Here is a 24,173-nt window from a genome sequence, read left to right as displayed (position 1 = left end):
CAGGGCGGCAACGGCAGGGCGGCAACGGCAGGGCGGCAACGGCAGGGCGGCAACGGCAGGGCGGCAACGGCAGGGCGGCAACGGCAGGGCGGCAACGGCAGGGCGGCAAGTTCTCCACATACACCACTGAGGCACTGGTGCCGGGCGTACAGGCTTGCTGTGATTGGACGATGAGCTACGAAGATATGATCCTGCTCGGGGAAGAACGCATTCGGGTGCTCCAGGAGCACGAAGATGGCTCATGCCGCTGCGGCGAGTCGTGGAGCGCATGGGGTGCCTGCCCAGGCCGTTGAGCGCAGACTCTGACCCGCATCAAGGCTGTCATTTTCTGAAGGCGAGTGAACAGAATGTCCGAAGGTCAGGGCACAAGTCTCGGTGGCTTGCGATACGGCATCCGATCGGTACGTAAGTTCACGCTAAGCGGTCCTGCGGCGTCGCCTGCGCGTTTGATGGCACCGTAGACGGTCGAACGCGCTACCGCGAAGACTTCGGCAAGTTCCGCCGTCGTGTGCGTCCCTGCCCGGTGAACGGAGGCCAGGGGTGCTTCCTGTCTTTTCGAGAGCTTGGGCTGTTTCCCTCGAGGCGGCCCTTCGCCTTGGCGACCGCCATGCCCTCCCGGGTCCGTGCTCGGATCAGGTCGGCTTCGAATTCCGCGATCCTGGCCAGGACGTTAAGAGGAGCTGGCCTACGGGATCGGTCGGGTCGAGGACGGAGCCGCCGATACTCAGCTTGACTTCGCGGCGTGTGAGTTCGTCGGCAATGTCCTTTGCATCGCGCGGCGACCGGGCCAGTCGGTCGAGTTTGGTCACGACTAGTGTAGCGTGTCGTTGATTCCTTTGGGTCTGATTGTTTGTCAGACTTGATCCATGGTTTATCTGGCAAGGGCATTGGAATTGCGTGACGGGGACCGAGGAGCCTTGGAGGCGCTGACTCGTGGGAAAGCATCCACCGCGACAGTGGCCCTGCGGGCGCGCACGGTCTTGTTGGCTGCCGACGGGATGCCGAATATCCAGATCGAGAAGATCACCGGGTTTTCGGCACCCACGGTTTTGAAGTGGCGCAACCGCTATGCCGAGGGCGGGATCGAGGCCCTGTCTGATGTCCAGCGCCCGGGCCGGGAGCGGGAGATCGACGAGCTCGCCCTGATCGCCGACACCCTGACCAACGACGGGAACCCGCCGGCGGAGCTGGGGATCTCGCACTGGTCCGCCCGCATCATGGCCGAACGCCACGGAATCTCCTTTTCCTCCGTGGCCCGAATCTGGCGCCGTTGGAAAATCCAGCCGCACCGGATCGAGACGTTCAAGTTCTCCACTGACCCCGCCCTGGAGGTGCTCACCGGCAAACTCAGCGCGAATGCCTTCTACCTAAAGCACACCAACATCGAGTTTGTCGATTTCCTGGGCCGGGTCGCCGACGCCCACCCCGGGGTTGAGCTGCATGTCATCTGCGACAACTATTAATGCCGACGTCGGCATTAATAGTTTAGTGAGTATCCGGTTAGCTCAGGTAGCCTTGGAAAATGGCCAGGCCTGACTTCCCGCGAACGATCCTGGAGTTTCAAGCGAGGTTCGGCGATGAACAGGCATGCATGGACTACATGTTCGACTGCCGCTGGCCCGAGGGCTATTTCTGTCCCCGGTGCAAAGGACAGGCCGCGTGGCCCGTCGCTGCGCGCGGGCTGTGGGAATGCGCTGCCTGCCACTATCAGGTCTCGCTGACTGCCGGAACAGTGCTCCACAAGACCCACACCGCACTGCACCGGTTCTGGGCGGCCTACCTGATGACGACTGGAACACCGGGGATCTCCGCGCGGCAGTTGCAACGCCAACTCGGACTGAGCCGTTATGAGACGGCGTGGACCATGCTGCACAAGCTGCGGCGCGCCATGATTAACCCCGAACGCACCTTGCTGACAGGTGAGGTCGAGGTCGACGAATGCGAGGTCGGCGGCCGCGAAGCCGGACGCCGCAGCGGCAGGAGCCTCACCGCCAAGGCCGTGCAGGTGGTGGTCGCAGTGGAGGTAAGTGGGCAGGGGTCCGGACGAGTGCGTATGAGGATCATCCCAAACGCATCCGGCGACACGCTGAGCACCTTCGTGAAGGAGGCTGTAGCTGCCGGCGCCATCGTCCACACCGACGGTTGGATGGGATACGCGCCGCTAACCAAGGCCGGCTACGAGCACCGGCCACGCTCCCAGCGGGCCGCCAAAAAGGCCGGCGACACCGACCCTGTGCTACCGCGCGTGCACCGCGCCATCAGCAACTTCAAGACATGGTTACGGGGCACCCACCGCTCGGTAGGTAATCAACACCTGCAGGTCTACCTTGACGAATTCACGTTCCGTTACAACCGGCGTGGCACCCCGATGGCGGCGTTTCAGTCGCTGCTCGGCCTTGGAGCCCAGCAGGGTCCCGCCACCTACCGCCAGATCGTCTCGCACAGTTCGAATCCGAATCACGACCTGAGCTAACCGGATACCCACTAGTAGTTTTATGGTGACTTCCGGATTATGCCGACCGTGCTGGGTGCCGGCCCGTCGTTGCGAGGTGTAGCGGCCGGTCGGGTCGGCATAATCCGGTGTATTTGTGTTTCTCTGGGGTCATCGACCGCCGTTGGGGTGGTCCATGATCGGAGGAAGACAATGGAGTCCCATACTCAAGCCATTCTCAGGAAGTTTGAGGAATGGCTGAGGTTGGAGCGCGGCTTGGCCGCAGCGAGCGTCCGGACGTATGTCATGCACGCTGGCGTTTTTGTGGACTGGTTGTCGGTGCAGGCTGGAGCGTCATTGACGGTTTTGGATGCACGGCTGGTGGTCCGTTTCGTGAAGTGGAACGCTGAGCGCGGCTACTCTTTCAATTACTTGATCACCCGTCACAACGCTTTGCGGTGCTTCTTGCGGTTCCGGCACAGTCAGGGAATCATCGGGCAGTCGTTGGCCGGTGCCGTGCCCCCGGTCGCTGGGTGGAAGCTCTCCAGTATTCCGCGTGGCTTGGAAGCTGCCCAGGTCGAGGCTTTGCTTGGCTGGTTTGATGTTTCCACCGCGACCGGGCTGCGGGATCGGGCAATGGTGCTGCTGATGGCGCGTTTGGGATTGCGGCGCATCGAGGTGGCCCGCCTGCGCTTGGATGATGTCGATTGGCGTTCCGGGACCCTAACGCTCTCTGGGAAGGCGATGCAGGTTGAACAGATGCCACTGCTTGCCGCGGTCGGGCAGGGCCTGAGCGACTATTTGGTCAAGTCCCGTCCGCAATGCCCATGCCGCGAAGTGTTCGTCACCGTGCGAAAGCCGTACCGGCCGATCAGCTCCGACGTTGTCGGTGCGGTAATGGGACGGGCCAGCAAACGTGCGAGCATCGGACAGGTAGGAGCCCACCGGCTGCGCCATACCCTGGCCATTGGCCTCCTGGGATCCGGGTCGGGGTTGACCGATATCGGGAGGGTCCTGCGGCATGAGAGCGCGCTGGCAACAGCCATCTACGCCAAGGTTGATCACCACCGGCTGGCCGAACTTGCCCGGCCATGGCCGGAGCACAGGTAGCCGTCATGGACCGCGAAATGGATCTCTTGTCCTTGGGGGACGAGTACTTGCAGTTGCGGCGCCAGCTTGGCTTCAAGCTGGTGACGTTCTCCAAGGGCCTGCGCAGCTTCCTGAAGTTCATGGCCGCCAACCACGCCACCGTGTTGACCACTGATCTTGCCGTGCAATGGGCCAGGAACGCGCCGCGGAGCACCGATCGGTATACGTGGGGCAGGAGGCTGATGATCGTGAGAATCTTTGCCCGATACGCACACGGCTACGATGACCGCCATGAAGTTCCGCCGGCGGACATCCTGCCCTGCCCCAGCCGCCGGGCCCTGCCCTACATATATCTGACGCTGAGATTCGGGCGTTGATGGACGCCGCCGGAAAGATGCAACCACCCTTCCGGGGGTTGACACTGGCAACCTTTATCGGCCTGCTCGCGGTGACCGGAATGCGCACCGGTTGAACCTTGAGGATCTTGACCTTGCCAGTGGAATCATTAGGATCCACGACGCGAAGTTCAACAAATCACGCGATCTGCCACTCCACCCCACCACGGTCGCAGCCCTGAGCTCCTATCTTCTGCACCGGGCTGAGTTTCTGGGCAAGGACGGGCCAATGGCAGCGGTGTCGCCGTGAGGCATCCGCTATCGGAACTCCTCACCTGTCCCGCGTCCCGCTCCTTACAACGGGCGTTCCATGAGCGAATGGATGGAGGTTCAGCTCGGACAGCACTCTTGTGCGAAGCAGCTGGTACTCGCTGGCGTGCGCTCGTGGCCCTCCTGGAGGTCGGACGACGACGCGTGGCTCCCCGATGAAGCGGTGTCTTCCGAATTGCTCTCGGGTGAGGTCGATCTCGAGGCCACGGGGGAACCGGTTCCAGTAATGGACTTCGTCCTCCTCGTTGCCGCCGCTGACGTCTGCAATGAGGAGATCACCGCCAAGCAGGTCTTGAACGATGAGAGCTGTGGGTCCGCACTGACCGTGTGCCGCATTGTCGGGGTGCCACCTCGCGAGGCTCTTGGCGTTGAGACAGGTCGTATCTGCGCTCCAAGACAGACGGAATGCTCGCTCGAGCTCAAGCAACGTGTGAGTCATGGCGACAGCGTACCAAGGGACTACCGAACTGTGAGGGATCGGCTAACGAGCTGACGGGGGTGACATTTGCCGCTGCGAGAACGCCGCCATTTATCGCTGCGATTCACGGTCCCGCGACATCCTACTGGTGGATGTTCACGTTCTGCGTATTTTTTTCTCCCATTGCTACGGCGTTCGTGCCGCCGTTTATGTATGTGTTGTAGATATTGGTCACGGCGTCTCTGACCCCCTCATCCTGCACGGTTGGCCCCCCTGGCTCTCCCGCTTCGGGAAATGCCTGCTGCAGCTCCAAGGCCATCATCAGTGCCCGGTTGCGAATGGCGCCTATAACACCCTTGACTTGCGCGGAAGTCAGCAGCTGCCAAACCGAATAGATTTGGCAGCCATCGACTATGGGCACTTTGCGCTCTTCTGCAAGGCCGCGGAGATGCTGAACGACGGGCAGGGGCCAGTATTTCTGGAGGCCGTCAACAGATGCTTCCAACTCGTCTATGGGCTCCGAGTAGGAGTGGGTAAACATGCCCCGCAGTGCTTCAGGAACCAATTTCCTGTCGAGCGGGTGGTCATAGATGCTACCGCCGTAACCTGTCCAGCGAACGATAACGGGCGTGGCTAAACGTCGTCTGTAGGGCGGGTAGTCATCATAAAGGTCCTCCGCATACCCAGTCAGTTCCTTTTTGCACCATTCGATGATGGGCAGGGACTCCATCCTGGTTCCAACGACAAGGAGTTTCCTGAGCGCGGAGCTGGTGTCATCCGAGTTCCCAGCCAGCACGTTGACGGCATCATCGAGAATGGTCATGCATCTTTATACCAGCGCACATCAACAAACGATGACTCGGGCGGGCAGCAGAGGAACCAAATCGGGGGCCTAGTCCGTGACCCATGAAAGGCACCGGGACCAGGACAGCGACTAGGGGATAGGGACTCCTGTGAAGCCCGTGATCGCCATTTTCACGGCCGCGATGGCTGGTGGTGTCGCCACGGCACCGGCTATCTTGATGGCGCCGGCACCCAGCTTGGCCAAAAAGTCCTTAACAGCGTTGCCCGGCTTGTTGCCGTCTTCCTCCAGCGCTTGGCCAAGAGTGGTCCTATCTTCAACACCCAGTCCCAGCTTTTCCAGGGCAAGCATGAGCGCGTCAGAGTCACCTTGTGTGATGTTTACATGTTGGGTGACGTTCTCGCCCATCCCTACGGTGTTCGTGCCACCGTGGATGTTCGTCTCAAAGTGGTAATTCACGGTTCGCTCAACTTCCTTGTCTTGCACTGTCGGCCCGTTGACTTCACCGGCGCCTGGGATATCTGCTTGAAGTTCCAGAGCAAGCATCAATGCTTTGTTCCGCACTGAGTCAATCACACCCCGAAGCTGGGCCGTCGTTACGATCCTCTCCACAGAGTGGACCTGGTGCATCTCCACTGAAATGGTTCGGCCTGCTGCAGACCAGCGGTTGAATTGGGCAACGGCGGAAAACCGCCAAGGCTTGCTGAGAGTCCCCTCTGCCAGTGCCAGCTGCTCTAACTCGGCAAGAGACTCATCGAACCAGCAGTTGAACCAGACGTGCCGGAAGTTACTTTCATCCGGGACGTCATCCTCCGAGATCAGGTGCTTTTGCCAAGCTCCGAAGGGACCTGTGAACAGTGCCTGCACTGGAACCTGGAGTGGACCTCTGTAGATCGGGTAGTTATCCAAGTCGACGCCGCTCAAGCCGTTCAATTCGCCGTTCACCCAGTCAACGATGGCTTCCGACTTCAACCGCTTGCCCACCACCAGAAACTTGCGAAGTGCGTTCGACGTGGTCAGCGTGTCATCGCTGAGTCCGTCTATGAGGGCGTCCAGAGTAGTCATTCAAGCTTTATATCAGCAAGAGTGACAGCACTGCGCATGCGGGTCTACCGACTGTGGCCGGGGCCGCGGTCCCGGCGCGGGCAGGGCCGTCGGTGCGGCGGGTGTCGGCCCGGCGTGCGTACGACAAGTACGGTTACCCGGGCAGCTACCCTGCCCGCTAAGGGTCGCTTTCCTATGGGCTGCCCATTCGTCACCACTTAGCGTCCCTTGGCTTCGGAGTATGAGTTTTCACCCGGTCAGGGTTACCCAAACGGGACTACAGAACCGCCAACATAAGCTGCGTTCTCGGTCTGGACGCCATTCCGGTCCAACAGACGCAAAGGAGATTGGCGGACTTAATTCGGCGGCATTGAAGACGCCGAGCGCCCCGTCGTAGCCAACGGTTCTCCCTGAACCCGCAGGAAATCAAGGTTTTCAGAACACCGAACGACGGAGTGTGCTGACGCCTTCGGATATCTGTGCACTCGCCTTCGGAAAATGACAAAAGCTATGGCCCACACGGTTGCTCGTCAGGGCATGCTGTGGAACCAGAGGTTTGGGTCGTTCAGAGCCCGTCGATGATGAGGGCGGCGGCCTGCATGTAGGCTTCCTTGGTCTTAGAGTTGAGGGCCTCGTAAGAGATTTCCTCGCCCTCGTCCAGGGCGGGGTCGAAGGGTATGACCACACAGGCCCGGACGTGGGCTCGCATGCCGTCGATGATTCGCTGAAGCCGGTCCGGACTGGCGTTCGATGGCTGATTGATCACGGCGATGCCGTTAGCGAGTTTGTCCGCGTGCCCCTTGGTGATCAGGTCGTCTATGGTAGCGAAAGCCTTCCGTGCACCATCTTCCTTGTTAGTGGTGACCATCACCATCAGGTCAGCTGCCTCGGCCGTTGCTTGCCACGTCGAGGCGTTGGTCGCGTTGCCGGTGTCAATCACGGTCAGGTGGTAGAACTCGCGCAGTGCGGCGTGCGCCTGGCTGAAGGTCTCCCTGTTGATGCGCACCTGGTTGCTTGCTCTGTTCGCGCTGGAGAGCACATGGAACTTGTCCTCTCCCTGCGGGCGGACGTAGTTGACCAGTTTTTCGGCACCGCCGGGTGCTCGGACTTCGTCGATGTTATCGAGCAGGTCAATAACGGTGTGGTCATGGTTGGCAGAGCGGGATCGTTCATCCAGGTTGCCCTGGTTTTCGTTGTTGTCCCACGCCACGACGTTTCCGCCGCGGATCCGTCCGATGGTTGCGGCAAGCATGAAAGCGAATGTCGTCTTGCCGACACCGCCCTTGAGGTTCATCCCGCAGATGGTCTTGTGACCGTTGAGGCCGCGCTGGATCGCGTTCCGCCAGGCGCGAAGTTGCTTCTCGTGCCCGCCGGGACCGAGCATGGTGTAGAACGTGCGGTTCATCGCGCCGCGCCAACCGATGAGGGCCGGTCCTGTCGGTGCCGGCCGCTTGGCCCGGCTGAACCGGATCGCGGCTGACTCATCGGGCCCAGCCGGCGCATCCGCCCTCGACATGGACGCGGATTCGGGCTGCAATTGACTGACCGAATCGGCCCGCGGTGTTTTCATCGCCGCTTCGGTGGCCCTGGTGCAGTTGGGGTGGATTAGCACGGCCGCGTCGTCGTGGTTGCTGTCCTTGATGTCCTCAAAATGCACGCTTACGGGGAGGCTGCTGTCATTGGCGAGATTCTGGGCGTCGGCCAGAGCATAATCGAGGCCTGCAGTCAGGTATGGGCTTTGCCCCGGCACGTCGACGGTCCACGAGTGGTAGGCCACAGTCCACTCGGCGTGTTGGACGTCCACAGGGTCGCTCTCGATGTGGCCGTCGGCATGGATCCGCAAGGTGTGTGTGGTTCGGGGGAAAGTCTCGTTGTAGCCCTGCTGGCCGACGAGGATGGAACGGCCCTGGAGACGGGCTGTCTGAACCAAGACCTTGCGGACGTCAGCCGCTGTTTGGGCCGGCACGGAAGTGCCGAGGCCATCGATGATGTTTGCTTGCGGGCGGACTCGCATCTGCAGCGGTTCCAAAGTGCTATCGCTCATTGTGCTTCCCTTCCTTGAGCGTCGTGTTCATCGCCAAGTTCAGTGGTGTGGGGAGAAGGCGTGTGTCAGTTCCTGGACACAGAACGGGCCCAGCATCTCGTGCTGGACCCGTTCTGTGTCCTAGGTGGTTTGCCTAGGACACGGATAGTCCTTCGACTACGGCGCCCGAGGTTTGCGAGGCTTTGTGGTGTTCGATGCTGGCTTTGATGAGTTCGGGCTGGAACCCGGTCCACGTCGCCGTCGCGGTTTCTACGACGGGCAGTTGCCGGTGGCCATCGGCTCTCAGACGGGCCTGAACGGCATCGTTGTTATCGATCATGACCGATTCGTAGGCGACGCCGTCACGGTCGTACAGGCGCTTGGTCATGGCGCATTGGGGGCAACTCCTGCTTGAGTATATTTTGATGCTCACGCGCTTCTCCTTCTCGGGCATGATTGCCGGACCTAGAACGGATTTTCGGTCTTGCCGGGGGACTCGGCGTCGTCAACTGCAGTGCTGACTAGTTCTTCGACGTCCGCCGTATCCACGTCGTTGTTGTCGATCCACCAGCCGGCACGCGTGATCTGCCGGGCAGGGGAAAGTATGCGTTCCTCGAATGCCTGGTAGGAGAGCGGTTCATCCGCTTCAACAGTCAGGACTTCCAGTGCGCTGGAGAGCAGTTCATAGCGGGCCCGCGTGGCCCATGGAACCTGTTTCTCGGATCCCTCCACGGGCGGTAGGTGGTGGTCGTTCTCGAACGACTCGGCATCCGCTAACGACTGTGTGGTCCGCTCGGCCTGCCACGCCTTGAGTCCGGTCGCGTTCTCTTTCGAAAAGCAGCGAACGCAGATCCGGTTTCTACCGAGGCCGTAGGCATGGGCCTTTCGGCGCCCGGCCGGGACTTTGGACAGGTCAGTGGCCTGCGTGTGGCCGCACTTGTATTTGATGCTTGCTGTCGTAGCGATAGCCATCGGATCCTCCTGAGGGGTTGGATGACCCTCAATTCGGATTCCGCGGCACCGGCCACGTGTCGTCGTAGCTATCCGGCTTTTTGCAATTGTTTCAATTCGAAGACATTGACCGGAAGTTCGATGCCGTTCACGGCCTCTTGTAGGTGTAGAGATGGGACCAAGGTGTAACCCATGGTCGTGTTGATATTTCGATGCCCGAGAAGCTGCTGGACAGCGAGGATGTCTAAGGTCGTGGCAAATGCGGAGGTTGCAAAAAGGTGCCGGAGCGTGTGTCCGGACCAGCCTGGACCGAGGAGGTCGCCAAGTCGTTGGCCGATGGAACCTGGGAGCATGTGGCCGGTCGGGTTTTTCTCGGAAGGAAATAGAAACCCGTCGTCAATTCCGGCGAGTACCTCTTGAAGCACTGGATGAAGTGGCACCATACGCTCATGGCCGCCTTTACCTTCTACACGAATCACACCATTACGTATATCCCTGGAGTGAAGTTGCGCTAGTTCCGACCGGCGCAGGCCAGACAAAGTTGCCACCAGAATCAGAACGACATCTACAGAACGCGGTGCCTCGGTGAGGGCTCGCCGCAAAGCGCCGGCAGGCGTCGGATTGGGTACCGCGCGGGGTACAGCTATACGAGGTAGGCTATCGGCCGGGTTCGTCTCGACTTTTCCAATCATGGCGCCCCACCGGTACATCGCACGAAGTGCGTCCGCCACGTTCTTTCGCGTCGATGGAGACTTGCCGCAACTCAGAACAAAATAACCTAGCTGCTGTGTTGAGAGTTCCCACGGGCTCGATTCTGGGCTCCACTTACTGAGGCGCCGCGCGTAGTAGAGGCGCAGTTTCACAGACCCGGGCCGCTGGTAGATACCCAGCCACTTTTCATAGCTCGCCAGGTCGGTTTCAAAGGTTCCAGGCATATTCCCCCACCAATCGACAACTAATTAGGCCAGCGTGCCAATTCATGAAGTCGATGGGAAATCATGTGAGGCAGGTCTGTGGATAACCACACACTAGCGTCACGTTTTATTTGTGTCGAGGTTATTTTATTGTCTGAACGAATATTTCACAATTCTGAATTAAGTCAATCGATTGTAGATTCATAACGTGGATCCACCGCCCCGGGCCGAGCGATGGGACACGGCGCACGGTGCAGTACCCGGACGATGTGCGAAGTCGCGAACTCTCAGGGTCTACGGGCCTGCAGGTAGCTGATTAGTGACGTTGCGCCGAGAAGAAAGACGCCAATAGCACCATTCCCGAAATTGCCAGCTATGACACCGGCGGCCAGGTAGGCGATGCCGGCGATGCCGAGCCCGGCTTTGAGTAATGCAGCCGCGGACTGTATGGGGTGTACAAAGATGTTCCATGCGATCGCGAAAAGGAATGCCGCGACCGCGAATGCGCCGCCGATTGCCCAGACCATGATGCCCTTCCCCATAGTGCAGTTGACCTTGGTATCAGGAACTGTAACGGCGGCCGCCGACACTCACGCGTCAATCAGTCTCCGGGTGGTGCAGTTCTTTGTCGGCGTAGCGCAGGGCGTCCTCCAAATGCACGACCGGAGCCCAGGATTGAACCTCGTAGTCCGAGTGTGATTTTTGCCACTCCAAGACCGCTGATAGCCCTTGAAATTCGACTGCCCAGCACTTGTACGACCCCTTTGCGCCGATCATCGCAACGTAGTTCATGCTGCGTCCTCATCCAACGAGGAGCCCATTTCGCCGGCCCAAGCGGTGACCAGTAGGGCATATGCCAGCCCGTAAGACCGCACCATTCCGGACCAACAATCGAAGGGTTGCTGGTTCAAGTCCAGCAGGAGGAGCAAACAAACAAAAGATCCCCGTCCTCTCTGTGAGGGCGGGGATCTTTTGCATTCACACAAAGTCCATTTCCACCTGCAGGAACCGCTCAGCCTCGGCTATGGCCGCGCGGAAGGCGTCCTGCTCGGTGGGGTACTTGCGGGGCTCGCGCGGATGCCATTCATGGGGTGCTGAGTACACGCGGACGAAGCCGGAGGCCGGTGGTGCGTAGAAGATCCCGAAGCGCTGCACGGGCCACTCAGGCGAGGTCTCCGGGGCCACCAGGAGGGCGGCGTTGAAGGCGGCGTTGAACCACTGCGCGATGGGCCGCCGCCGGTCGTCCGTGAAGAGTCCGGCGGCATAGAGGGCTGCGGACTGCTGGCCGGTTTGGGCGCACAGCCGGTCCCACCACATGGGCAAAATGCCTGAGTCGCAACGTTGCCATGTGGCCGGAGGCGGCGAGGAGAACTGCCAGCTGGGCACGGATTTATTTTATCGTGGGAAAGCTCCCGGGCGGCAGGGGTGGGCCCCTCCTCGGTGGACCGGGATTTGGCGCCAGGCCCCAACAGCTAGGGACGGTTCCAGGGGCCTGGGTTGACCCGGTACAGCAGGGCAGCACCTGCCAGCGCGCCGAGGATGATGCCGATGGCGCCACTGCCGAACACGCGCCCAAGGAAGTAACCGGCGACGGCGCCCAGCACCGCCCCGAGGAACAGTCCCCGGGGGTTGCGGTGCGGTTTGCGTTTTATGGGTTTCATCATTGGGTCGACGGGGTTCAGTGGATCGACGGCACGGTGCGGGGCCTGACGACCAGCCAGAGGCCCGCTATCGCCACCAGTATGCACGCGGCCTGCACGGCGCCCATGGGCGTGGAGCTGGTGATGCCCAGCCACCCCGCCACCGGTGAAACCAGGCCGGCCATCAGGAAGGTCGCGGCACCCAGGAGGGACGCGGCCGTCCCGGCCTGTGCGCCGTGGCTGCTCAGGGCCAACACCTGCACGCAGGGGAACGTAAAGCCTGCGCCCATGATGTAGAACCAGAGCGGAACCATCACGCCCCAGAGCCCCAGGCCGGCCTGGTCAAAGACCACGATCAGCAGGGCCATAAGGAACATCCAGGCCGTGGAACAAGCAAGGATCCATTGCGGCGGGACAGTACGGATAAGCCTGGAGCTGGTCTGGACGCCGGCCACAATGCCCAGGGAATTGATGCCGAACAGCAGGCCGTATTCCTGCGGCGAGAACCCGAAAATGTCCTGGAACAGGAACGGCGACGCGGACAGGTAGGTGAAGAGGCCGGCGAAGTTCATGCCGCCCACCACCAGCAGGCCCACGAAGATCCGGTCCGAGAAAAGAACCTTGTAGCGCTGGCCGGCGGTCATGCCGGTCAGTCCGCGCTTCTCCGGTGGCAATGTTTCGCGGACCAGGACGAGCGCGGCGATGATCACCAGGGTGCCGTAGCCGGCCAGGAACACGAAGATTCCCGGCCAGGGCATCACCAGGAGCAGCTGTGATCCGATCACCGGGGCCAGGATGGGTGCCAGCCCGTTCACCAGGGCCATGCGCGAGAACATCCGGACCATGGCATAGCCGGAGAACAGGTCCCGCACCATTGCCATCGCCACCACGCCGCCGCCCGCAGCACCCACGCCCATGAGGACGCGGAAGAGGCCCAGCGTGGAGATATCGGTGGACAGGGCTGCTCCCACGGAGGAGGCGATGTGCAGGGCGGTGGCCAGGATCAGCGGGAGCCGCCGGCCGAACTTGTCGCTGAAGGGGCCCACCACCAGCTGTCCGAGGGCAAAGCCCACGGTGGTGCCGGCCAGGGTCAGCTGGACCTGGGCCTCGGTGACCCCCAGGCTCGCTTCCAGTGCCGGGAACGCAGGCAGGTACAGATCGATCGTGAAGGGACCCAACGCGGTGAGGGCACCGAGGAGGAGGATGTACAACAGTTTCCGGCGGCGGGTCAGCGAATCGCCCGGATTCGAGTGAGTGGTCACGGAGACCAATCCTAGGCCCGGAGGTTCCAACTTTCCGGGGTTGCAGGCGCGCCGTGCGGCCAACCCGGAAGCTTGCCCTGAACCTGAATGATAGTTTTGGGGGCGGGACCGTGCTGCCGCGGGCTCCCGCAGGACACGGAAGCCGAATCGACCAGGCAGCAGACTATGCAACAAGTTAGGCGGGAACCGATGAGCGGACGTCACACCGGGCGCACCAGCCAGGGACTGCGGATCACCGCGCTGCCCAGGACGCTGAAACTACTTTTCCGTCTGGCCCCTCGCCAACTTAACGACGAAATCGCCTTCGCCAAGATCGAGCTCAAGCGCAAGGGCATCCAGGTAGGCGTCGCCGCCGCCTTCTTCGCCGTCGCGCTTGTTTTTGTGGCGTTCCTGGTGGTTGGCCTGATTGTGGCCGCCATTATGGGCTTGGCCACTATCATGCCGGCGTGGCTCGCCGCGCTGCTCGTTTGCGCCGTGTTCCTGGTCATTGCCCTCATCGGTGCCCTGATCGGCCTCCGCAAGTTCAAGAAGGCCATGCCCCTCCTGCCTGCAGAGACCATCCGCGGGATCAAACACGATCTCGGCATCGTCAAGGAAGGCTCGGACTTCAACGCCGCGCTGCTCGATCCGGCCAGCCCGGAGGCCAAGGCCGCCAAGGCTGCCAAGGACGAAGCTGCCGCGAAGGCCAAGGCCGAGAAGGAAGCCAAGGCCGAGGCGCACAAAAAAGAGTTCCCGCAGGCGTCGGAGCCCGAGCTGCACCGCCGCCTCGAACAGCGCCGGCGCCACCTGGCCCAGGTCCGCGACGAACTGGATACCGAGCTCGACATCAAGCCGCAGGCCATGTTCCTGCTGGGCGCTGCCAAGGAAAAACTAGGGGAGGGCAATGCCGCCGTTGAACATGGCGCTGCCAAGGCCAGTCAAAAGTTCGCTGCCTTCTCCGGATCCCCGGACGGCGCCGGACTCCGCTGGAAGCCACTTGCCGCACTTGCAGCCTCCGCAACGATCTTTGTGGTGCTCCTGCGCAGGCTGCTGCGGAACCCCTAACAACACAACACGTCACACTGGGCTCTGAAGTCACACTGGGCTCTAAGGAAGGGGGGCGGATTGAGGTTCATCGGCGCTGGTGCGCGGCCCGGCCGCCCCCAGATTGACCACGACCGCGTCTTCACCATCCCCAACGCCCTGACAGTGCTGCGCTTTATGGGCGTACCACTTTTTGTCTGGCTGGTCCTGGCCCAGAAGGAATATGGGACCGCCGTTGTGGTCCTGGTGGTCATGGCGGGAACCGACTGGATTGATGGCTACGTGGCCCGCCGTTTCGACCAGGCGTCCAAGCTCGGCCGCGTCATGGATCCGCTGGCTGACCGGCTTGCCCTGATTGCGGTGGCGGTCACCCTGGTGATTGCCGGCGTCGTCCATTGGCTGTACCTGGCCGCACTCCTGGTGCCTGACGCCGTGCTCCTGGTGCTGACGCTCTCCTACTTCCGGGGCCATCCGGACCTGCCAGTGAGCCGTGTGGGCAAAGTCCGCACCGGACTCCTGCTCCTGGGCACACCCCTGCTGGTCCTGTCGCGATTGGACACCCCGTTTGCCGGGCCGCTGTACATTGCAGCCTGGATCGTGCTGGGACTTGGGCTCACCGGCCACTGGATTGCCGCGTACAACTATTTCTGGGCCATTCTGCGGAAGGGCCGTCAGCAGTCCCATCACGACGGCGGCACCGCCTGATGGTGTGGGTGGCGGTCCTGCTGGCGGTGCTTGGGGCATTCTGCCTTGCCCTGGGTGCGCAGAAGCAGGGGAGCGCCGTCAAAGCCGACACCGGCGGGCTGGCGCTGAGTTCAAACGGCTTCCTCCGCCTACTCCGCAATCCGCGGTGGGTGCTGGGACTTCTCCTGCTGTGCGTCGGGATGGGAATGAACGCGGTGGCCCTGGTCTCCGCGCCGCTGACGGTGGTGCAGCCGATCGGCGCCATTGCGCTGGTCATTACCACCGTGGTGAACGCCCGCGACCAGGACATCACCATCAACCGGGCCACCATGGTGTCCATCGCGGCCTGCGTGACCGGCTCCGCACTCTTTGTCCTGCTCGCCGTCAACGTGACGCAGGAGAACCACCATGTGAGCCCGGAGGACGAGCTCACCATTGTGCTGCTGCTGGCACTGGCGGTCGGCGTGTTCGGCACCCTGGCGGTCATGTTCCGGCACCGGATGAGCGCGTTTGTCTACATCCTCGGCGCCGGCGTTCTGTTCGGCTTTGTCGCGGTACTGACGCGCATCATCGGCAAGCACCTGCTGGACCCCAACGGGCTGGCGCTGCTCAATGTCCAGTGGTATTCGGTGGTGGCCATCGCGGCGGCCGGCGGCCTGGGTTCCTGGTTTGTGCAGAGCGCCTACTCGGGCGGTCCGCCGGACCTTGTCATCGCCGGGCTGACAGTCATCGACCCGATCGTGGGCATCGCCATCGGCATCGTGATCCTGGGCGAGCTGCGCCCGGACGTCCACGCCGTGATGGCGATTGCCATGGCTACGGCTGCTTCGCTTGCTATCGTGGGGGTGATCGCCCTTTCCAGGCACCATCCCGAGGTCACCAAGCGCAGGAAAGATGCGCGGAAGGCGGCGGGCAGGGCGTCCCACTAGCTTGTTCACCCAACTCGTGCACTTTCATTACCAGCCGATTCCAAAAGGCCCCGTGCTACCGTGCCGGCGGCCAACCGGTGCGGCCAGCGACAGCTGCCCGTGCCGTGACCTTCAGGAGCTCTTCACGTGACAACGCCCTCTGACCAGCCTCCCCTGACCATCCTGATTGCCGCGGATACGTACCCGCCCCACATCAACGGGGCCGCGCAGTTCAGCTACCGTCTGGCCAACGGTATGAGCGGACGCGGCCACAACGTGCATGTGCTGGCTTGCCGTGCGGACGACGGCGCGAGCTTCACCGAGTTCCGCTCCGAGGCCACCGTGCATCGGCTCCGCTCCCACGGGGTCTTCACGCACGAGTACTTCCGCATCTGCTTCCCCTGGGAAATCAAGAAGGAGATCGGCCTCCTTTTCGATCGGATCAAGCCCGATGTGGTGCACATCCAGAGCCACTACATGATCGGCGAGCACGTCCTCTACGAAGCGGCGAAGCGGGGCATCAGGATCGTGGCGACCAACCACTTCATGCCGGAGAACCTGAACCCGTTCCTGCCGTTCCCGCAGTGGTTCAAGGACATCATCGGCAAGATCTCCTGGAAGGACATGGGCAAGGTCATGGGGCAGGCTGACGTCGTCACCACGCCCACACCATTGGCGGCCAAGGCCATGCACCAGCACGCTTTCCTGCGCAAGGTGCTCCCACTCTCCAACGGCATTGACTCCGCAGCCTATGAGCTGCAGCCCGGCGAAGTGATCGAACCGCACGCCCATCCAACAGTGGTGTTTGTGGGGCGCCTGGCCGAGGAAAAGCACGTGGACGTGCTCATCAATGCCGTGTCCAAGACCCCCGCGGAGCTCAACGTCCACCTGGAAATTGTGGGCGGCGGCGAAGTCCACGCCGCTCTTGAAGCGCAGGCGGAACGGCTCGGACTGGGGGAGCGGGTGAAATTCCTGGGACTGGCCAGCGATGAGGACCTCCGGGAGGCCTACATCAAGGCGGACCTGTTCTGCATGCCGGGGACCGCGGAGCTTCAGTCACTGGTGACCCTTGAGGCCATGTCTGCCTCCACGCCCGTCCTGTTGGCGGATGCCATGGCACTGCCGCACCTGGTGCGCGACGGCGAGAACGGCTACCTGTTCACACCCAACGACAGCGACGACCTCGCAGCCAAGATCACGCGGATCCTCCAGCTGCCGGCCGAGGAACGGGCGGCAATGGGTCAGGCCAGCCGGCGGATGGTGGAGCCGCACAGCATCGAGGGGACGCTGCAGACCTTCGAGGACCTCTACCGCGGTGCGAGCTACGACGACAAGGCGGTCTGACAGCGGTCTTGCAGTGGCCCGCCCCAGCCTGGGCGGGCCTTGGCATCCTGACTGCGTGGTCTTGAGGCCCGCCACTGTTTGCTAGAGTGTTTTTGCCCTGCTGAAGCCGAAGTCCTCCGCGGACCACGCCAGCAAGGGCAGGGGGCTATAGCTCAGCTGGTTAGAGCGCGGGACTCATAATCCTAAGGTCCTCGGTTCAAGTCCGAGTAGCCCTACCCAAGCACGACACCGCAGGAATCAAACCACCGTGGAACCGCGGCTGACGAAAGATCGTCGGCCGCGGTTTCTTTTGTTTTCCAGCAATCTGCGGTATGTTACTGACCAGTAACTTACCGCTGCCGCTGAGTCCCGGCCTGTCCTGCCATGGCTGGCCTGTCCGCGCTGCTGATCTTTGCGAGGGAACCAATGTCCAAAGCCCCTGTTGACATCAACAACCTTCCGTACGCTGATGGCGACTTCTTCGCCTTCGAGCAGCTTCTCACCGGCAAGGAGCAGGACCGGCTCGCCGAGATCCGGGGCTTCCTGGCCCGCGAAGTCCGGCCCATTGCCGTGGACTGCTGGAACCGCGGCGAGTTCCCCATGGAACTCATTCCCAAGCTGGCCGAAATCGACCTGGTGAGCCCCGTGCGGCGTCAGGGCTACTCCAACCTGTTCGCCGGCCTGGTCCACGCCGAGGCAACGCGCGCCGATACCTCCATCGCTACCTTCATGGGCGTGCACGACGGACTGTTTACCGGCTCCATCGAAGCCCTGGCCTCCCAGGAACAGCAGGACGCCTGGCTCCCGGATATCTATTCGCTGAAGAAGATCGGCGCGTTCGGTCTTACGGAGCCCCTGGGAGGTTCCGACGTAGCCGGCGGCACGCGCACCACGGCACAGCGCGACGGCGACACCTGGATCCTCAATGGCGCCAAGCGCTGGATCGGCAACGCTACATTCTCGGATTGGGTGGTCATCTACGCCCGCGACCTCGCCGACAACCAGGTCAAGGGTTTCCTCGTGGATACGGCGCTGCCCGGCTTCAGCGCCACCAAGATTGAAAACAAGATCTCCCTCCGGACCGTCCAGAACGCAGACATCGTCCTGGAGAACGTGGTGGTTCCGGACTTCTTCAAGCTGGCGGGCGCCAACAGCTTCCGCGACACCAACAAGGTCCTGAAAGTCACGCGGCTGTCCGTCGGCTGGCAGGCAGTCGGCCAGCAGCTGGCCGCCTTCGACGTGGCCCGCCGCTACGCTGTGGAACGCCACCAGTTCGGCCGCCCGCTGGCATCATTCCAGCTCGTCCAAAGCCAGCTGGTGCAGATCCTCGGGAACGCCGTCAGCTCCATGGGCATGATGGTCCGGCTTTCCCAGCTGGAGGATGCCGGCCAGGCCAAGGATGAACAGTCCGCCCTCGCCAAGGCATTTACCACCGCCCGGATGCGCGAGAGCGTGGCGATCGGCCGTAGCCTCCTGGGCGGCAACGGCATCGTGACCGACTTCGAGATGGCCAAGATCTTTGCCGACGCTGAAGCCATCTACTCGTATGAGGGAACCCACGAGATCAACACCCTCGTGACCGGCCGCGCCATCACCGGGATCTCGGCGATCGTCTAGAGCCGTCAGCCGTCAGCCGTCAGCCGTCAGCCGTCAGCCGTCAGCCGTCAGCGCTCGGCGGTCAGCCAGTGTCCAGCCCCAGGGGCAGCAGGATGGACGGGCGGAGGTCGGTTACGAATTCCAGCGGATTGACGTAGGCGTCCCCCTGCCTCACGCCCCAATGGACGCAGGCAAGAGCGCCGCAGTGCCCGGGTTGCAGCGTTCCGATGATCTCGCCCTTCGCCACCGCGGCCCCGGCCGTGAGCGGGCTTTCGACTGGCTCAAAACTGCTGCGGAGACCGCCCCCGTGATCGATGGTAATCACGGGGCGGTCCACCACTACTCCCACGAAACTGACGGTGCCGGACTCCGGCGAGGTGACCGGGACGCCGTCGTGCGTTGCCTCAAGGTCCACGCCGCGGTGCCCGCTCATCCACGGCTTGTCCGGCGGGTCAAAGGCGCGTAGCACCGCGGGCCTGGGGGAGAGCGGCCACTCCCAGGAAGCGCGCGCCGCTGTATCCGCTGGAGCCGCCGCGGCCGGCAGTAAGAGCACTGCCGCGAGGGCAACTATTGCTTTCATAAACCCAGCTTTGCGTGCCGGATCCCTCAGCGGGAGTGCGCACTTTGGCCATGTGGAAAACGCCCGTCGAAGGCCCTCGGGTTGTCCTTCGGCTATTGGCTCCTGTTGTACACTTGATGGAGCAGTTTGCTGTGCCCTCAACGCTTGCGTCGGCACGCCTCATTCAGGAATGCGGGGGAGCAGCAACTGACTACGCGTATCCAGCCCTCCAAATCTGAAGCCCCGGCTTTGTATGAGGAGGATTGTGTCTCTTGCGGTCAGGGCCTCGCGGTCCTGATGAGAGTCGCAATGGATGCCAGGAGCACGGCCCGCCTTGGGCCACGCTAAATAACCGTCAACTATTGGCAGGGTAAGAGAGCCTGAAAAGGCTCTCTCATGAATGACCTGCCGGAAGGAGCGCCGGCATGCCCGTCGTAACTATGCGCCAGCTGCTTGACAGCGGCGTCCACTTTGGACACCAGACCCGCCGTTGGAACCCGAAGATGAAGCGATTCATCTTCACGGAGCGCAACGGCATCTACATCATTGACCTTCAGCAGTCGCTGTCCTACATCGACCGTGCTTACGAGTTCGTAAAGGCCACCGTTGCACACGGCGGCACCGTACTCTTCGTCGGCACCAAGAAGCAGGCCCAGGAATCCATCGCTGAGCAGGCTACCCGTGTTGGACAGCCTTACGTGAACCAGCGCTGGCTCGGCGGTATGCTGACCAACTTCCAGACCGTTTCCAAGCGCATCCAGCGCATGAAGGAACTGGAAGAGATCGACTTCGACGACGTCGCCGGTTCCGCGTACACCAAGAAGGAACTGCTGCTCCTTCGCCGTGAACTCACCAAGCTGGAAACCAACCTCGGCGGTATCCGCAACCTGACCAAGGCACCTTCCGTGCTCTGGATCGTGGACACCAAGAAGGAACACCTGGCCGTTGACGAAGCCAAGAAGCTGAACATCCCGGTTGTGGCCATCTTGGACACCAACTGCGATCCTGACGAAGTCGACTTCCCGATCCCGGGCAACGACGACGCCATCCGCTCCGTGAACCTGCTGACCCGCGTTGTCGCCGACGCCGTTGCTGAGGGCCTCATCGCCCGCCACAACCGCGCCACGGGCACCACGGAAGCTCCGGAAGAGCCGCTGGCTGAGTGGGAGCGCGAACTCCTCGAAGGCAGCAAGACTGAAGAAGTTCCCGCCGCTGAGGCTGCTCCGGCTGCTGAAGAAGCTGCCGCTCCGGCAGCCGAAGAAGCTGCTCCGGTTGCCGAGGAAGCTCCGGCTGCTGCCGAGGCTCCCGCCGCCGACGCTGACAAGTAACACTAGTAAATCCGGATTCTCCGGCGCTGCCTTCAGCGCCGGAGCACCTGACAGGATGGCGGCTCACCCGGTGAGCCGCTGTCCTGTCGGTCCGTACACCACATACATTTTCTAGACAGAGGGGTTCACATGGCGAACTACACTGCCGCTGATATCAAGGCTCTGCGCGAGCGCACCGGCGCCGGCATGATGGATGTCAAGAAGGCTCTTGACGAAGCCAACGGTGACGCCGAAAAGGCCATCGAGATCATCCGCATCAAGGGCCTCAAGGGCGCTACCAAGCGCGAAGGCCGCTCCACCGCTGAAGGCCTGGTGGCCGCAAAGGTCAGCAACGGCGTCGGCGTGATGATCGAGGTCAACTGCGAGACCGACTTCGTCGCCAAGGCTGACAAGTTCATCCAGCTGGCCGACAAGGTCCTGGCCGTGGCTGTGGAGTCCGGCGCTGCCGACCTCGACACCCTCCTGGCCATCGAAGTTGACGGCAAGCCGCTGTCCGAGGTTGTCGTCGAAGAGGGCGCAATCCTTGGCGAAAAGGTAGTTGTCCGCAAGCTGTCCCGCATTGAGGGCGGCACTGTTGACGCTTACCTGCACAAGACGTCCAAGGATCTCCCGGCCCAGGTCGGCGTCCTGTTCGCTGTTGACGGTGAAGGCGACGCCGCTGCCACCGCCGCACACGACGTTGCAGTGCACATCGCAGCGATGTCCCCGAACTACCTGACCCGCGAAGACGTTCCGTCCGACCTGGTCGAGTCCGAGCGTCGCATTGCCGAAGAGACCGCCAAGGCTGAAGGCAAGCCCGAGGCTGCAATGTCCAAGATTGTGGAAGGCCGCGTTACGGGCTTCTACAAGGGCGAGGTCCTGGTTGACCAGGCTTTCGCCAAGGACGCCAAGAAGTCTGTGGCGCAGGTCCTCGAAGAGGCCGGCGTCAAGGGCACGTCCTTCGCACGTTTCCGCGTCGGCTCCTAGTCGAATCCGCAAAGGGGTGGCCACTTCGGTGGCCGCCCCTTTTGCATGCAACGGCTAAACGTCAGATGAGACCTTTGGCCACCCGGCACGATAACCTTTTTCAGAGTTCACCAACGGGAAGGCACCCATGGAAGCCGTCAATTCTTCAAACCAGCCAGAGAAAAGCAGGCGCCGCGTCCTCCTGAAGTTGTCGGGCGAGGTCTTCGGCGGCGGCAAGCTGGGCGTTGATCCCGACACCGTGCGCGGCGTCGCCAAGCAGATCGCCGCAGCGGTCCCCGAAGTGGAAGTTGCCATCGTCGTCGGCGGCGGCAACTTCTTCCGCGGCGCGGAACTGTCCCAGAGCGGCATGGACCGCTCGCGCGCCGACTACATGGGCATGCTCGGCACCGTCATGAACTGCCTGGCGCTGCAGGACTTCCTGGAGCAGGCCGGCGTTGAAACCCGCGTCCAGAGCGCCATCACCATGGGGCAGGTCGCCGAGGCGTACATTCCCCGCCGGGCCATCCGCCACATGGAAAAGGGCCGCGTGGTCATTTTCGGCGCCGGAGCCGGCCTGCCGTACTTCTCCACGGACACGGTGGCAGCCCAGCGCGCCCTGGAGGTCCACGCGGACGTCGTCCTGATGGCCAAGAGCGGCGTGGACGCCGTCTACACCGCGGATCCCAAGAAGGACCCCACTGCCGAGAAGCTGGACACGCTGAGCTACGACGACGCCCTGCGCCGCGACATCAGGGTCATGGACCAAACCGCAATGACCATGTGCAAGGACAACAACCTGTCCATGGTGGTTTTCGGGATGGAAGGCGAAGGGAACGTCACCCGCGCCATCCTGGGCGAAAAGCTCGGTACCCTGGTGACCCCGTAGCTGCAGCTAGGATGATCTGAGCACGGTTCCATGCCCGCAACCGGGCAACAATGGAACCAGGAACACTGAACCAAGATTGTGCAGGGAACCGGTACCCGGACTGCACTGATTTCTGAGGAGAGACCGTGATCGAAGAAACCTTGCTCGAAGCCGAAGAGAAGATGGACAAGGCGGTAGAGGTAGCCAAGGAAGACTTCGCCTCGATCCGCACAGGACGGGCAAACCCGGGCCTTTACAACAAGGTCCTGGTGGACTACTACGGTTCGCCCACCCCGCTGCAGCAGCTTGCCTCCTTCGCCATTCCGGACGCGCGCACCATCCTCATCACGCCGTTCGATAAGACCGCACTGCGCGACATCGAGCGGGCCCTGAGTGATTCCGAGGTGGGCGCCAACCCCTCCAACGACGGCAACGTCATCAGGATCACCATCCCGGACCTGACACAGGAACGCCGCAAGGAATACGTCAAGATCGTCAAGACCAAGGGCGAGGACGCGAAGATCTCCATCCGCAACATCCGGCGAAAGGCCAAGGAAACGCTGGACAAGCTCGTCAAGGACGGCGAAGCCGGCGAGGACGAAGGCAGCCGCGCCGAAAAGGAACTGGATGGCCTGACCAAATCGCACGTGGACGGCATCGACGAGCTGCTCAAGCGCAAGGAAGCAGAGCTGCTCGAAGTCTGATGAGCCAGGCAGAGCAGGCCCCCACACAAAGGGCGCGCACCAGGGGGAAACAGTTGCGGAGCAATCCGACGCCCAAGGCCGGCCGGAATCTTCCGGCAGCCATTGTGGTGGGCCTGGCCATGCTGATCGGCGTGCTGGGCGGGCTGGTTTTCCTCCCGCTCGGATTCGTGGCCGTCACCACCGGGTTCGCGGTCTTCGGAGTCTGGGAGATCTTCCGTGCCCTGGAGGCGAACGGGACCAGGATGCCCATCGTCCCGGTCATGGTGGGTACAGTCGCCATGCCGTTCGCCGCCTATCTCGGCGGTCTTGAGAGCCTGCTTTTCGCCATGCTCCTGAGCTGCGTGGCAGTCCTCCTCTGGCGTTCAGTGGAGAGCCCCGCCGGATCAGCGAACAGCATCTTTGCCGGCGTGTTCACGCTGGGCTGGGTCCCGTTCTTCATCAGTTTCGCCACGTTGCCGCTGCACGCCGTCGGCGTCGCCACCCCGGTGGGTCTCTGGCCTGGCGGAACCGTGCCGCCCGGTGCCTGGCAGGTGGCCGTGATGCTGTTGCTGGTGGTCTCGAACGACACGTTCGGCTACCTCGTGGGCGCATCGCTGGGCAAACACCCCATGGCCCCGAAGATCAGCCCCAAGAAATCATGGGAAGGCTTCGCCGGCTCCATTGCCGGGGCCATGCTGATCGGCATCCTTGCCAGCATTTTCCTGCTGGACAAACCCTGGTGGGTGGGTGTGATCCTCGCCGTGGGCGTCGTTGCAGCATCCACCGCAGGAGACCTGGCCGAGTCGATGGTCAAGCGTGAACTCGGGATCAAGGACATGAGCAGCATCCTGCCCGGACATGGGGGCGTCATGGACCGCCTGGACTCCATCGTCTTTGCCTGTCCCGTGGCCTTTGTGCTGTTCGCACTGGTTGCGGGCGTCTGACGCGACCCTCTCGGACTATCTTCGCCGGACCGCCGGCAGCGCCAATAGACTGGTGCGTAACCTGACCCAGCTGAAG

The 24,173-nt window shown here is 62.3% G+C and carries 27 protein-coding genes, 1 tRNA gene and 1 pseudogene; 15 read left to right on the top strand and 14 right to left on the bottom strand.

The features are described 5' to 3' along the window. Positions 1-358: 358 nt before the first annotated feature. A pseudogene (locus ACVWY0_RS14685) lies at positions 359-818 on the bottom strand (recombinase family protein); the annotation flags it as partial. Between the two features lie 48 nt (positions 819-866). Between ACVWY0_RS14685 and ACVWY0_RS14680 the strand changes: the two are divergent. The 4 genes from ACVWY0_RS14680 to ACVWY0_RS14665 all read left to right on the top strand — a co-directional run bounded on the left by ACVWY0_RS14680 (position 867) and on the right by ACVWY0_RS14665 (position 3,897). Continuing rightward, positions 867-1,463 (top strand): helix-turn-helix domain-containing protein, encoded by a 597-nt coding sequence (locus ACVWY0_RS14680; protein ID WP_485837329.1) that lies wholly within the window; start codon positions 867-869, stop codon positions 1,461-1,463. A 59-nt stretch (positions 1,464-1,522) separates the two neighbouring features. Beyond that, positions 1,523-2,473, top strand: coding sequence for an IS1595 family transposase (locus tag ACVWY0_RS14675; RefSeq protein ID WP_485837328.1), 951 nt, complete (start codon positions 1,523-1,525; stop codon positions 2,471-2,473). Between the two features lie 171 nt (positions 2,474-2,644). Beyond that, positions 2,645-3,541, top strand: a complete 897-nt coding sequence (locus ACVWY0_RS14670) for a tyrosine-type recombinase/integrase (RefSeq protein ID WP_485837327.1) — start codon at positions 2,645-2,647, stop codon at positions 3,539-3,541. Between the two features lie 5 nt (positions 3,542-3,546). Beyond that, positions 3,547-3,897, top strand: a complete 351-nt coding sequence (locus ACVWY0_RS14665; RefSeq protein ID WP_485837326.1) for a hypothetical protein — start codon at positions 3,547-3,549, stop codon at positions 3,895-3,897. Positions 3,898-4,186: 289 nt separating this feature from the next. On the opposite strand, the gene ACVWY0_RS14660 is transcribed toward ACVWY0_RS14665, so the two are convergent. The 12 genes from ACVWY0_RS14660 to ACVWY0_RS14605 form a co-directional block, all read right to left on the bottom strand. Further along, entirely contained in the window at positions 4,187-4,624 is a 438-nt protein-coding gene (locus tag ACVWY0_RS14660; protein ID WP_485837325.1) for a YunG family protein, read from the bottom strand. A gap of 121 nt (positions 4,625-4,745) precedes the next feature. Continuing rightward, on the bottom strand, positions 4,746-5,426 hold the full coding sequence (locus ACVWY0_RS14655; protein WP_485837324.1) for an AbiTii domain-containing protein: 681 nt from the start codon (positions 5,424-5,426) through the stop codon (positions 4,746-4,748). Positions 5,427-5,537: 111 nt separating this feature from the next. Further along, positions 5,538-6,470: an AbiTii domain-containing protein gene (locus tag ACVWY0_RS14650; RefSeq protein WP_485837323.1), complete on the bottom strand. Its 933-nt coding sequence runs from the start codon at positions 6,468-6,470 to the stop codon at positions 5,538-5,540. Between the two features lie 544 nt (positions 6,471-7,014). After that, positions 7,015-8,493, bottom strand: coding sequence for a MinD/ParA family ATP-binding protein (locus ACVWY0_RS14645; RefSeq protein ID WP_485837322.1), 1,479 nt, complete (start codon positions 8,491-8,493; stop codon positions 7,015-7,017). A gap of 133 nt (positions 8,494-8,626) precedes the next feature. Beyond that, positions 8,627-8,905 carry a glutaredoxin family protein gene (locus ACVWY0_RS14640; RefSeq protein WP_485837321.1) on the bottom strand — a complete coding sequence of 93 codons (279 nt, stop codon included), beginning with the start codon at positions 8,903-8,905 and terminating at the stop codon, positions 8,627-8,629. A gap of 32 nt (positions 8,906-8,937) precedes the next feature. Further along, entirely contained in the window at positions 8,938-9,444 is a 507-nt protein-coding gene (locus ACVWY0_RS14635; RefSeq protein ID WP_485837320.1) for a hypothetical protein, read from the bottom strand. Between the two features lie 68 nt (positions 9,445-9,512). Further along, complete coding sequence (locus tag ACVWY0_RS14630) at positions 9,513-10,358, bottom strand: tyrosine-type recombinase/integrase (RefSeq protein ID WP_485837319.1); 846 nt, start codon at positions 10,356-10,358, stop codon at positions 9,513-9,515. A 266-nt stretch (positions 10,359-10,624) separates the two neighbouring features. After that, complete coding sequence (locus ACVWY0_RS14625; protein WP_485837318.1) at positions 10,625-10,864, bottom strand: hypothetical protein; 240 nt, start codon at positions 10,862-10,864, stop codon at positions 10,625-10,627. 70 nt (positions 10,865-10,934) lie between these two features. Next, the gene (locus ACVWY0_RS14620) at positions 10,935-11,129 is read right to left on the bottom strand and encodes a hypothetical protein (protein WP_485837317.1); all 195 of its coding nucleotides are present in this window, start codon (positions 11,127-11,129) and stop codon (positions 10,935-10,937) included. 186 nt (positions 11,130-11,315) lie between these two features. Further along, on the bottom strand, positions 11,316-11,723 hold the full coding sequence (locus ACVWY0_RS14615) for a hypothetical protein (protein WP_485837316.1): 408 nt from the start codon (positions 11,721-11,723) through the stop codon (positions 11,316-11,318). Positions 11,724-11,809: 86 nt separating this feature from the next. Beyond that, positions 11,810-12,001, bottom strand: coding sequence for a hypothetical protein (locus ACVWY0_RS14610; RefSeq protein WP_056348256.1), 192 nt, complete (start codon positions 11,999-12,001; stop codon positions 11,810-11,812). 14 nt (positions 12,002-12,015) lie between these two features. After that, on the bottom strand, positions 12,016-13,239 hold the full coding sequence (locus tag ACVWY0_RS14605) for a multidrug effflux MFS transporter (RefSeq protein WP_485837315.1): 1,224 nt from the start codon (positions 13,237-13,239) through the stop codon (positions 12,016-12,018). A gap of 189 nt (positions 13,240-13,428) precedes the next feature. On the opposite strand from ACVWY0_RS14605, the gene ACVWY0_RS14600 reads away from it, so the two are divergent. The 6 genes from ACVWY0_RS14600 to ACVWY0_RS14575 all read left to right on the top strand — a co-directional run bounded on the left by ACVWY0_RS14600 (position 13,429) and on the right by ACVWY0_RS14575 (position 18,794). After that, the gene (locus tag ACVWY0_RS14600) at positions 13,429-14,283 is read left to right on the top strand and encodes a phage holin family protein (protein WP_485837314.1); all 855 of its coding nucleotides are present in this window, start codon (positions 13,429-13,431) and stop codon (positions 14,281-14,283) included. 60 nt (positions 14,284-14,343) lie between these two features. Further along, positions 14,344-14,967: a CDP-alcohol phosphatidyltransferase family protein gene (locus ACVWY0_RS14595; protein WP_252564907.1), complete on the top strand. Its 624-nt coding sequence runs from the start codon at positions 14,344-14,346 to the stop codon at positions 14,965-14,967. Beyond that, on the top strand, positions 14,967-15,875 hold the full coding sequence (locus ACVWY0_RS14590; protein ID WP_485837313.1) for a DMT family transporter: 909 nt from the start codon (positions 14,967-14,969) through the stop codon (positions 15,873-15,875). The genes ACVWY0_RS14595 and ACVWY0_RS14590 overlap by 1 nt, the downstream gene beginning before the upstream one ends. 126 nt (positions 15,876-16,001) lie before the next feature. After that, entirely contained in the window at positions 16,002-17,198 is a 1,197-nt protein-coding gene (locus ACVWY0_RS14585; RefSeq protein ID WP_485837312.1) for a glycosyltransferase, read from the top strand. Between the two features lie 141 nt (positions 17,199-17,339). After that, a tRNA-Ile gene (locus tag ACVWY0_RS14580) sits at positions 17,340-17,413 on the top strand. Between the two features lie 190 nt (positions 17,414-17,603). Next, a complete protein-coding gene (locus tag ACVWY0_RS14575) occupies positions 17,604-18,794 on the top strand; it encodes an acyl-CoA dehydrogenase family protein (RefSeq protein WP_485837311.1) in 1,191 nt (396 codons plus the stop codon). A gap of 61 nt (positions 18,795-18,855) precedes the next feature. Here ACVWY0_RS14575 and ACVWY0_RS14570 read toward each other — a convergent pair whose 3' ends face one another. Continuing rightward, positions 18,856-19,353 (bottom strand): M23 family metallopeptidase, encoded by a 498-nt coding sequence (locus ACVWY0_RS14570; RefSeq protein ID WP_485837310.1) that lies wholly within the window; start codon positions 19,351-19,353, stop codon positions 18,856-18,858. Between the two features lie 404 nt (positions 19,354-19,757). Here ACVWY0_RS14570 and rpsB point away from each other — a divergent pair, with 404 nt between their 5' ends. From rpsB to ACVWY0_RS14545, 5 genes are all read left to right on the top strand, one after another. After that, entirely contained in the window at positions 19,758-20,660 is a 903-nt protein-coding gene (gene rpsB, locus ACVWY0_RS14565) for a 30S ribosomal protein S2 (protein ID WP_485837309.1), read from the top strand. 129 nt (positions 20,661-20,789) lie between these two features. Then, positions 20,790-21,626 carry a translation elongation factor Ts gene (gene tsf, locus ACVWY0_RS14560; protein WP_485837308.1) on the top strand — a complete coding sequence of 279 codons (837 nt, stop codon included), beginning with the start codon at positions 20,790-20,792 and terminating at the stop codon, positions 21,624-21,626. Positions 21,627-21,753: 127 nt separating this feature from the next. Beyond that, on the top strand, positions 21,754-22,491 hold the full coding sequence (pyrH, locus tag ACVWY0_RS14555) for a UMP kinase (protein ID WP_485837307.1): 738 nt from the start codon (positions 21,754-21,756) through the stop codon (positions 22,489-22,491). 125 nt (positions 22,492-22,616) lie between these two features. Further along, a complete protein-coding gene (gene frr / locus ACVWY0_RS14550) occupies positions 22,617-23,174 on the top strand; it encodes a ribosome recycling factor (protein WP_056348274.1) in 558 nt (185 codons plus the stop codon). Further along, positions 23,174-24,097 (top strand): phosphatidate cytidylyltransferase, encoded by a 924-nt coding sequence (locus ACVWY0_RS14545; protein WP_252564894.1) that lies wholly within the window; start codon positions 23,174-23,176, stop codon positions 24,095-24,097. Before frr ends, ACVWY0_RS14545 begins: the two co-directional genes overlap by 1 nt. Positions 24,098-24,173: the final 76 nt, after the last annotated feature.

This window comes from Arthrobacter sp. UYNi723 (assembly GCF_054057635.1).
This window is presented reverse-complemented; position numbering and strand designations above follow the sequence as displayed.

Excerpts from the sequence above, each read along its gene's own strand:
- ACVWY0_RS14680 (WP_485837329.1), top strand. The coding sequence starts at position 867 with ATGGTTTATCTGGCAAGGGCATTGGAATTGCGTGACGGGGACCGAGGA.
- ACVWY0_RS14675 (WP_485837328.1), top strand. The coding sequence starts at position 1,523 with ATGGCCAGGCCTGACTTCCCGCGAACGATCCTGGAGTTTCAAGCGAGG.
- ACVWY0_RS14670 (WP_485837327.1), top strand. The coding sequence starts at position 2,645 with ATGGAGTCCCATACTCAAGCCATTCTCAGGAAGTTTGAGGAATGGCTG.
- ACVWY0_RS14665 (WP_485837326.1), top strand. The coding sequence starts at position 3,547 with ATGGACCGCGAAATGGATCTCTTGTCCTTGGGGGACGAGTACTTGCAG.
- ACVWY0_RS14660 (WP_485837325.1), bottom strand. The coding sequence starts at position 4,624 with ATGACTCACACGTTGCTTGAGCTCGAGCGAGCATTCCGTCTGTCTTGG.
- ACVWY0_RS14655 (WP_485837324.1), bottom strand. The coding sequence starts at position 5,426 with ATGACCATTCTCGATGATGCCGTCAACGTGCTGGCTGGGAACTCGGAT.
- ACVWY0_RS14650 (WP_485837323.1), bottom strand. The coding sequence starts at position 6,470 with ATGACTACTCTGGACGCCCTCATAGACGGACTCAGCGATGACACGCTG.
- ACVWY0_RS14645 (WP_485837322.1), bottom strand. The coding sequence starts at position 8,493 with ATGAGCGATAGCACTTTGGAACCGCTGCAGATGCGAGTCCGCCCGCAA.
- ACVWY0_RS14635 (WP_485837320.1), bottom strand. The coding sequence starts at position 9,444 with ATGGCTATCGCTACGACAGCAAGCATCAAATACAAGTGCGGCCACACG.
- ACVWY0_RS14630 (WP_485837319.1), bottom strand. The coding sequence starts at position 10,358 with ATGCCTGGAACCTTTGAAACCGACCTGGCGAGCTATGAAAAGTGGCTG.
- ACVWY0_RS14625 (WP_485837318.1), bottom strand. The coding sequence starts at position 10,864 with ATGGTCTGGGCAATCGGCGGCGCATTCGCGGTCGCGGCATTCCTTTTC.
- ACVWY0_RS14620 (WP_485837317.1), bottom strand. The coding sequence starts at position 11,129 with ATGAACTACGTTGCGATGATCGGCGCAAAGGGGTCGTACAAGTGCTGG.
- ACVWY0_RS14610 (WP_056348256.1), bottom strand. The coding sequence starts at position 12,001 with ATGATGAAACCCATAAAACGCAAACCGCACCGCAACCCCCGGGGACTG.
- ACVWY0_RS14600 (WP_485837314.1), top strand. The coding sequence starts at position 13,429 with ATGAGCGGACGTCACACCGGGCGCACCAGCCAGGGACTGCGGATCACC.
- ACVWY0_RS14590 (WP_485837313.1), top strand. The coding sequence starts at position 14,967 with ATGGTGTGGGTGGCGGTCCTGCTGGCGGTGCTTGGGGCATTCTGCCTT.
- ACVWY0_RS14575 (WP_485837311.1), top strand. The coding sequence starts at position 17,604 with ATGTCCAAAGCCCCTGTTGACATCAACAACCTTCCGTACGCTGATGGC.
- ACVWY0_RS14570 (WP_485837310.1), bottom strand. The coding sequence starts at position 19,353 with ATGAAAGCAATAGTTGCCCTCGCGGCAGTGCTCTTACTGCCGGCCGCG.
- rpsB (WP_485837309.1), top strand. The coding sequence starts at position 19,758 with ATGCCCGTCGTAACTATGCGCCAGCTGCTTGACAGCGGCGTCCACTTT.
- tsf (WP_485837308.1), top strand. The coding sequence starts at position 20,790 with ATGGCGAACTACACTGCCGCTGATATCAAGGCTCTGCGCGAGCGCACC.
- pyrH (WP_485837307.1), top strand. The coding sequence starts at position 21,754 with ATGGAAGCCGTCAATTCTTCAAACCAGCCAGAGAAAAGCAGGCGCCGC.
- ACVWY0_RS14545 (WP_252564894.1), top strand. The coding sequence starts at position 23,174 with ATGAGCCAGGCAGAGCAGGCCCCCACACAAAGGGCGCGCACCAGGGGG.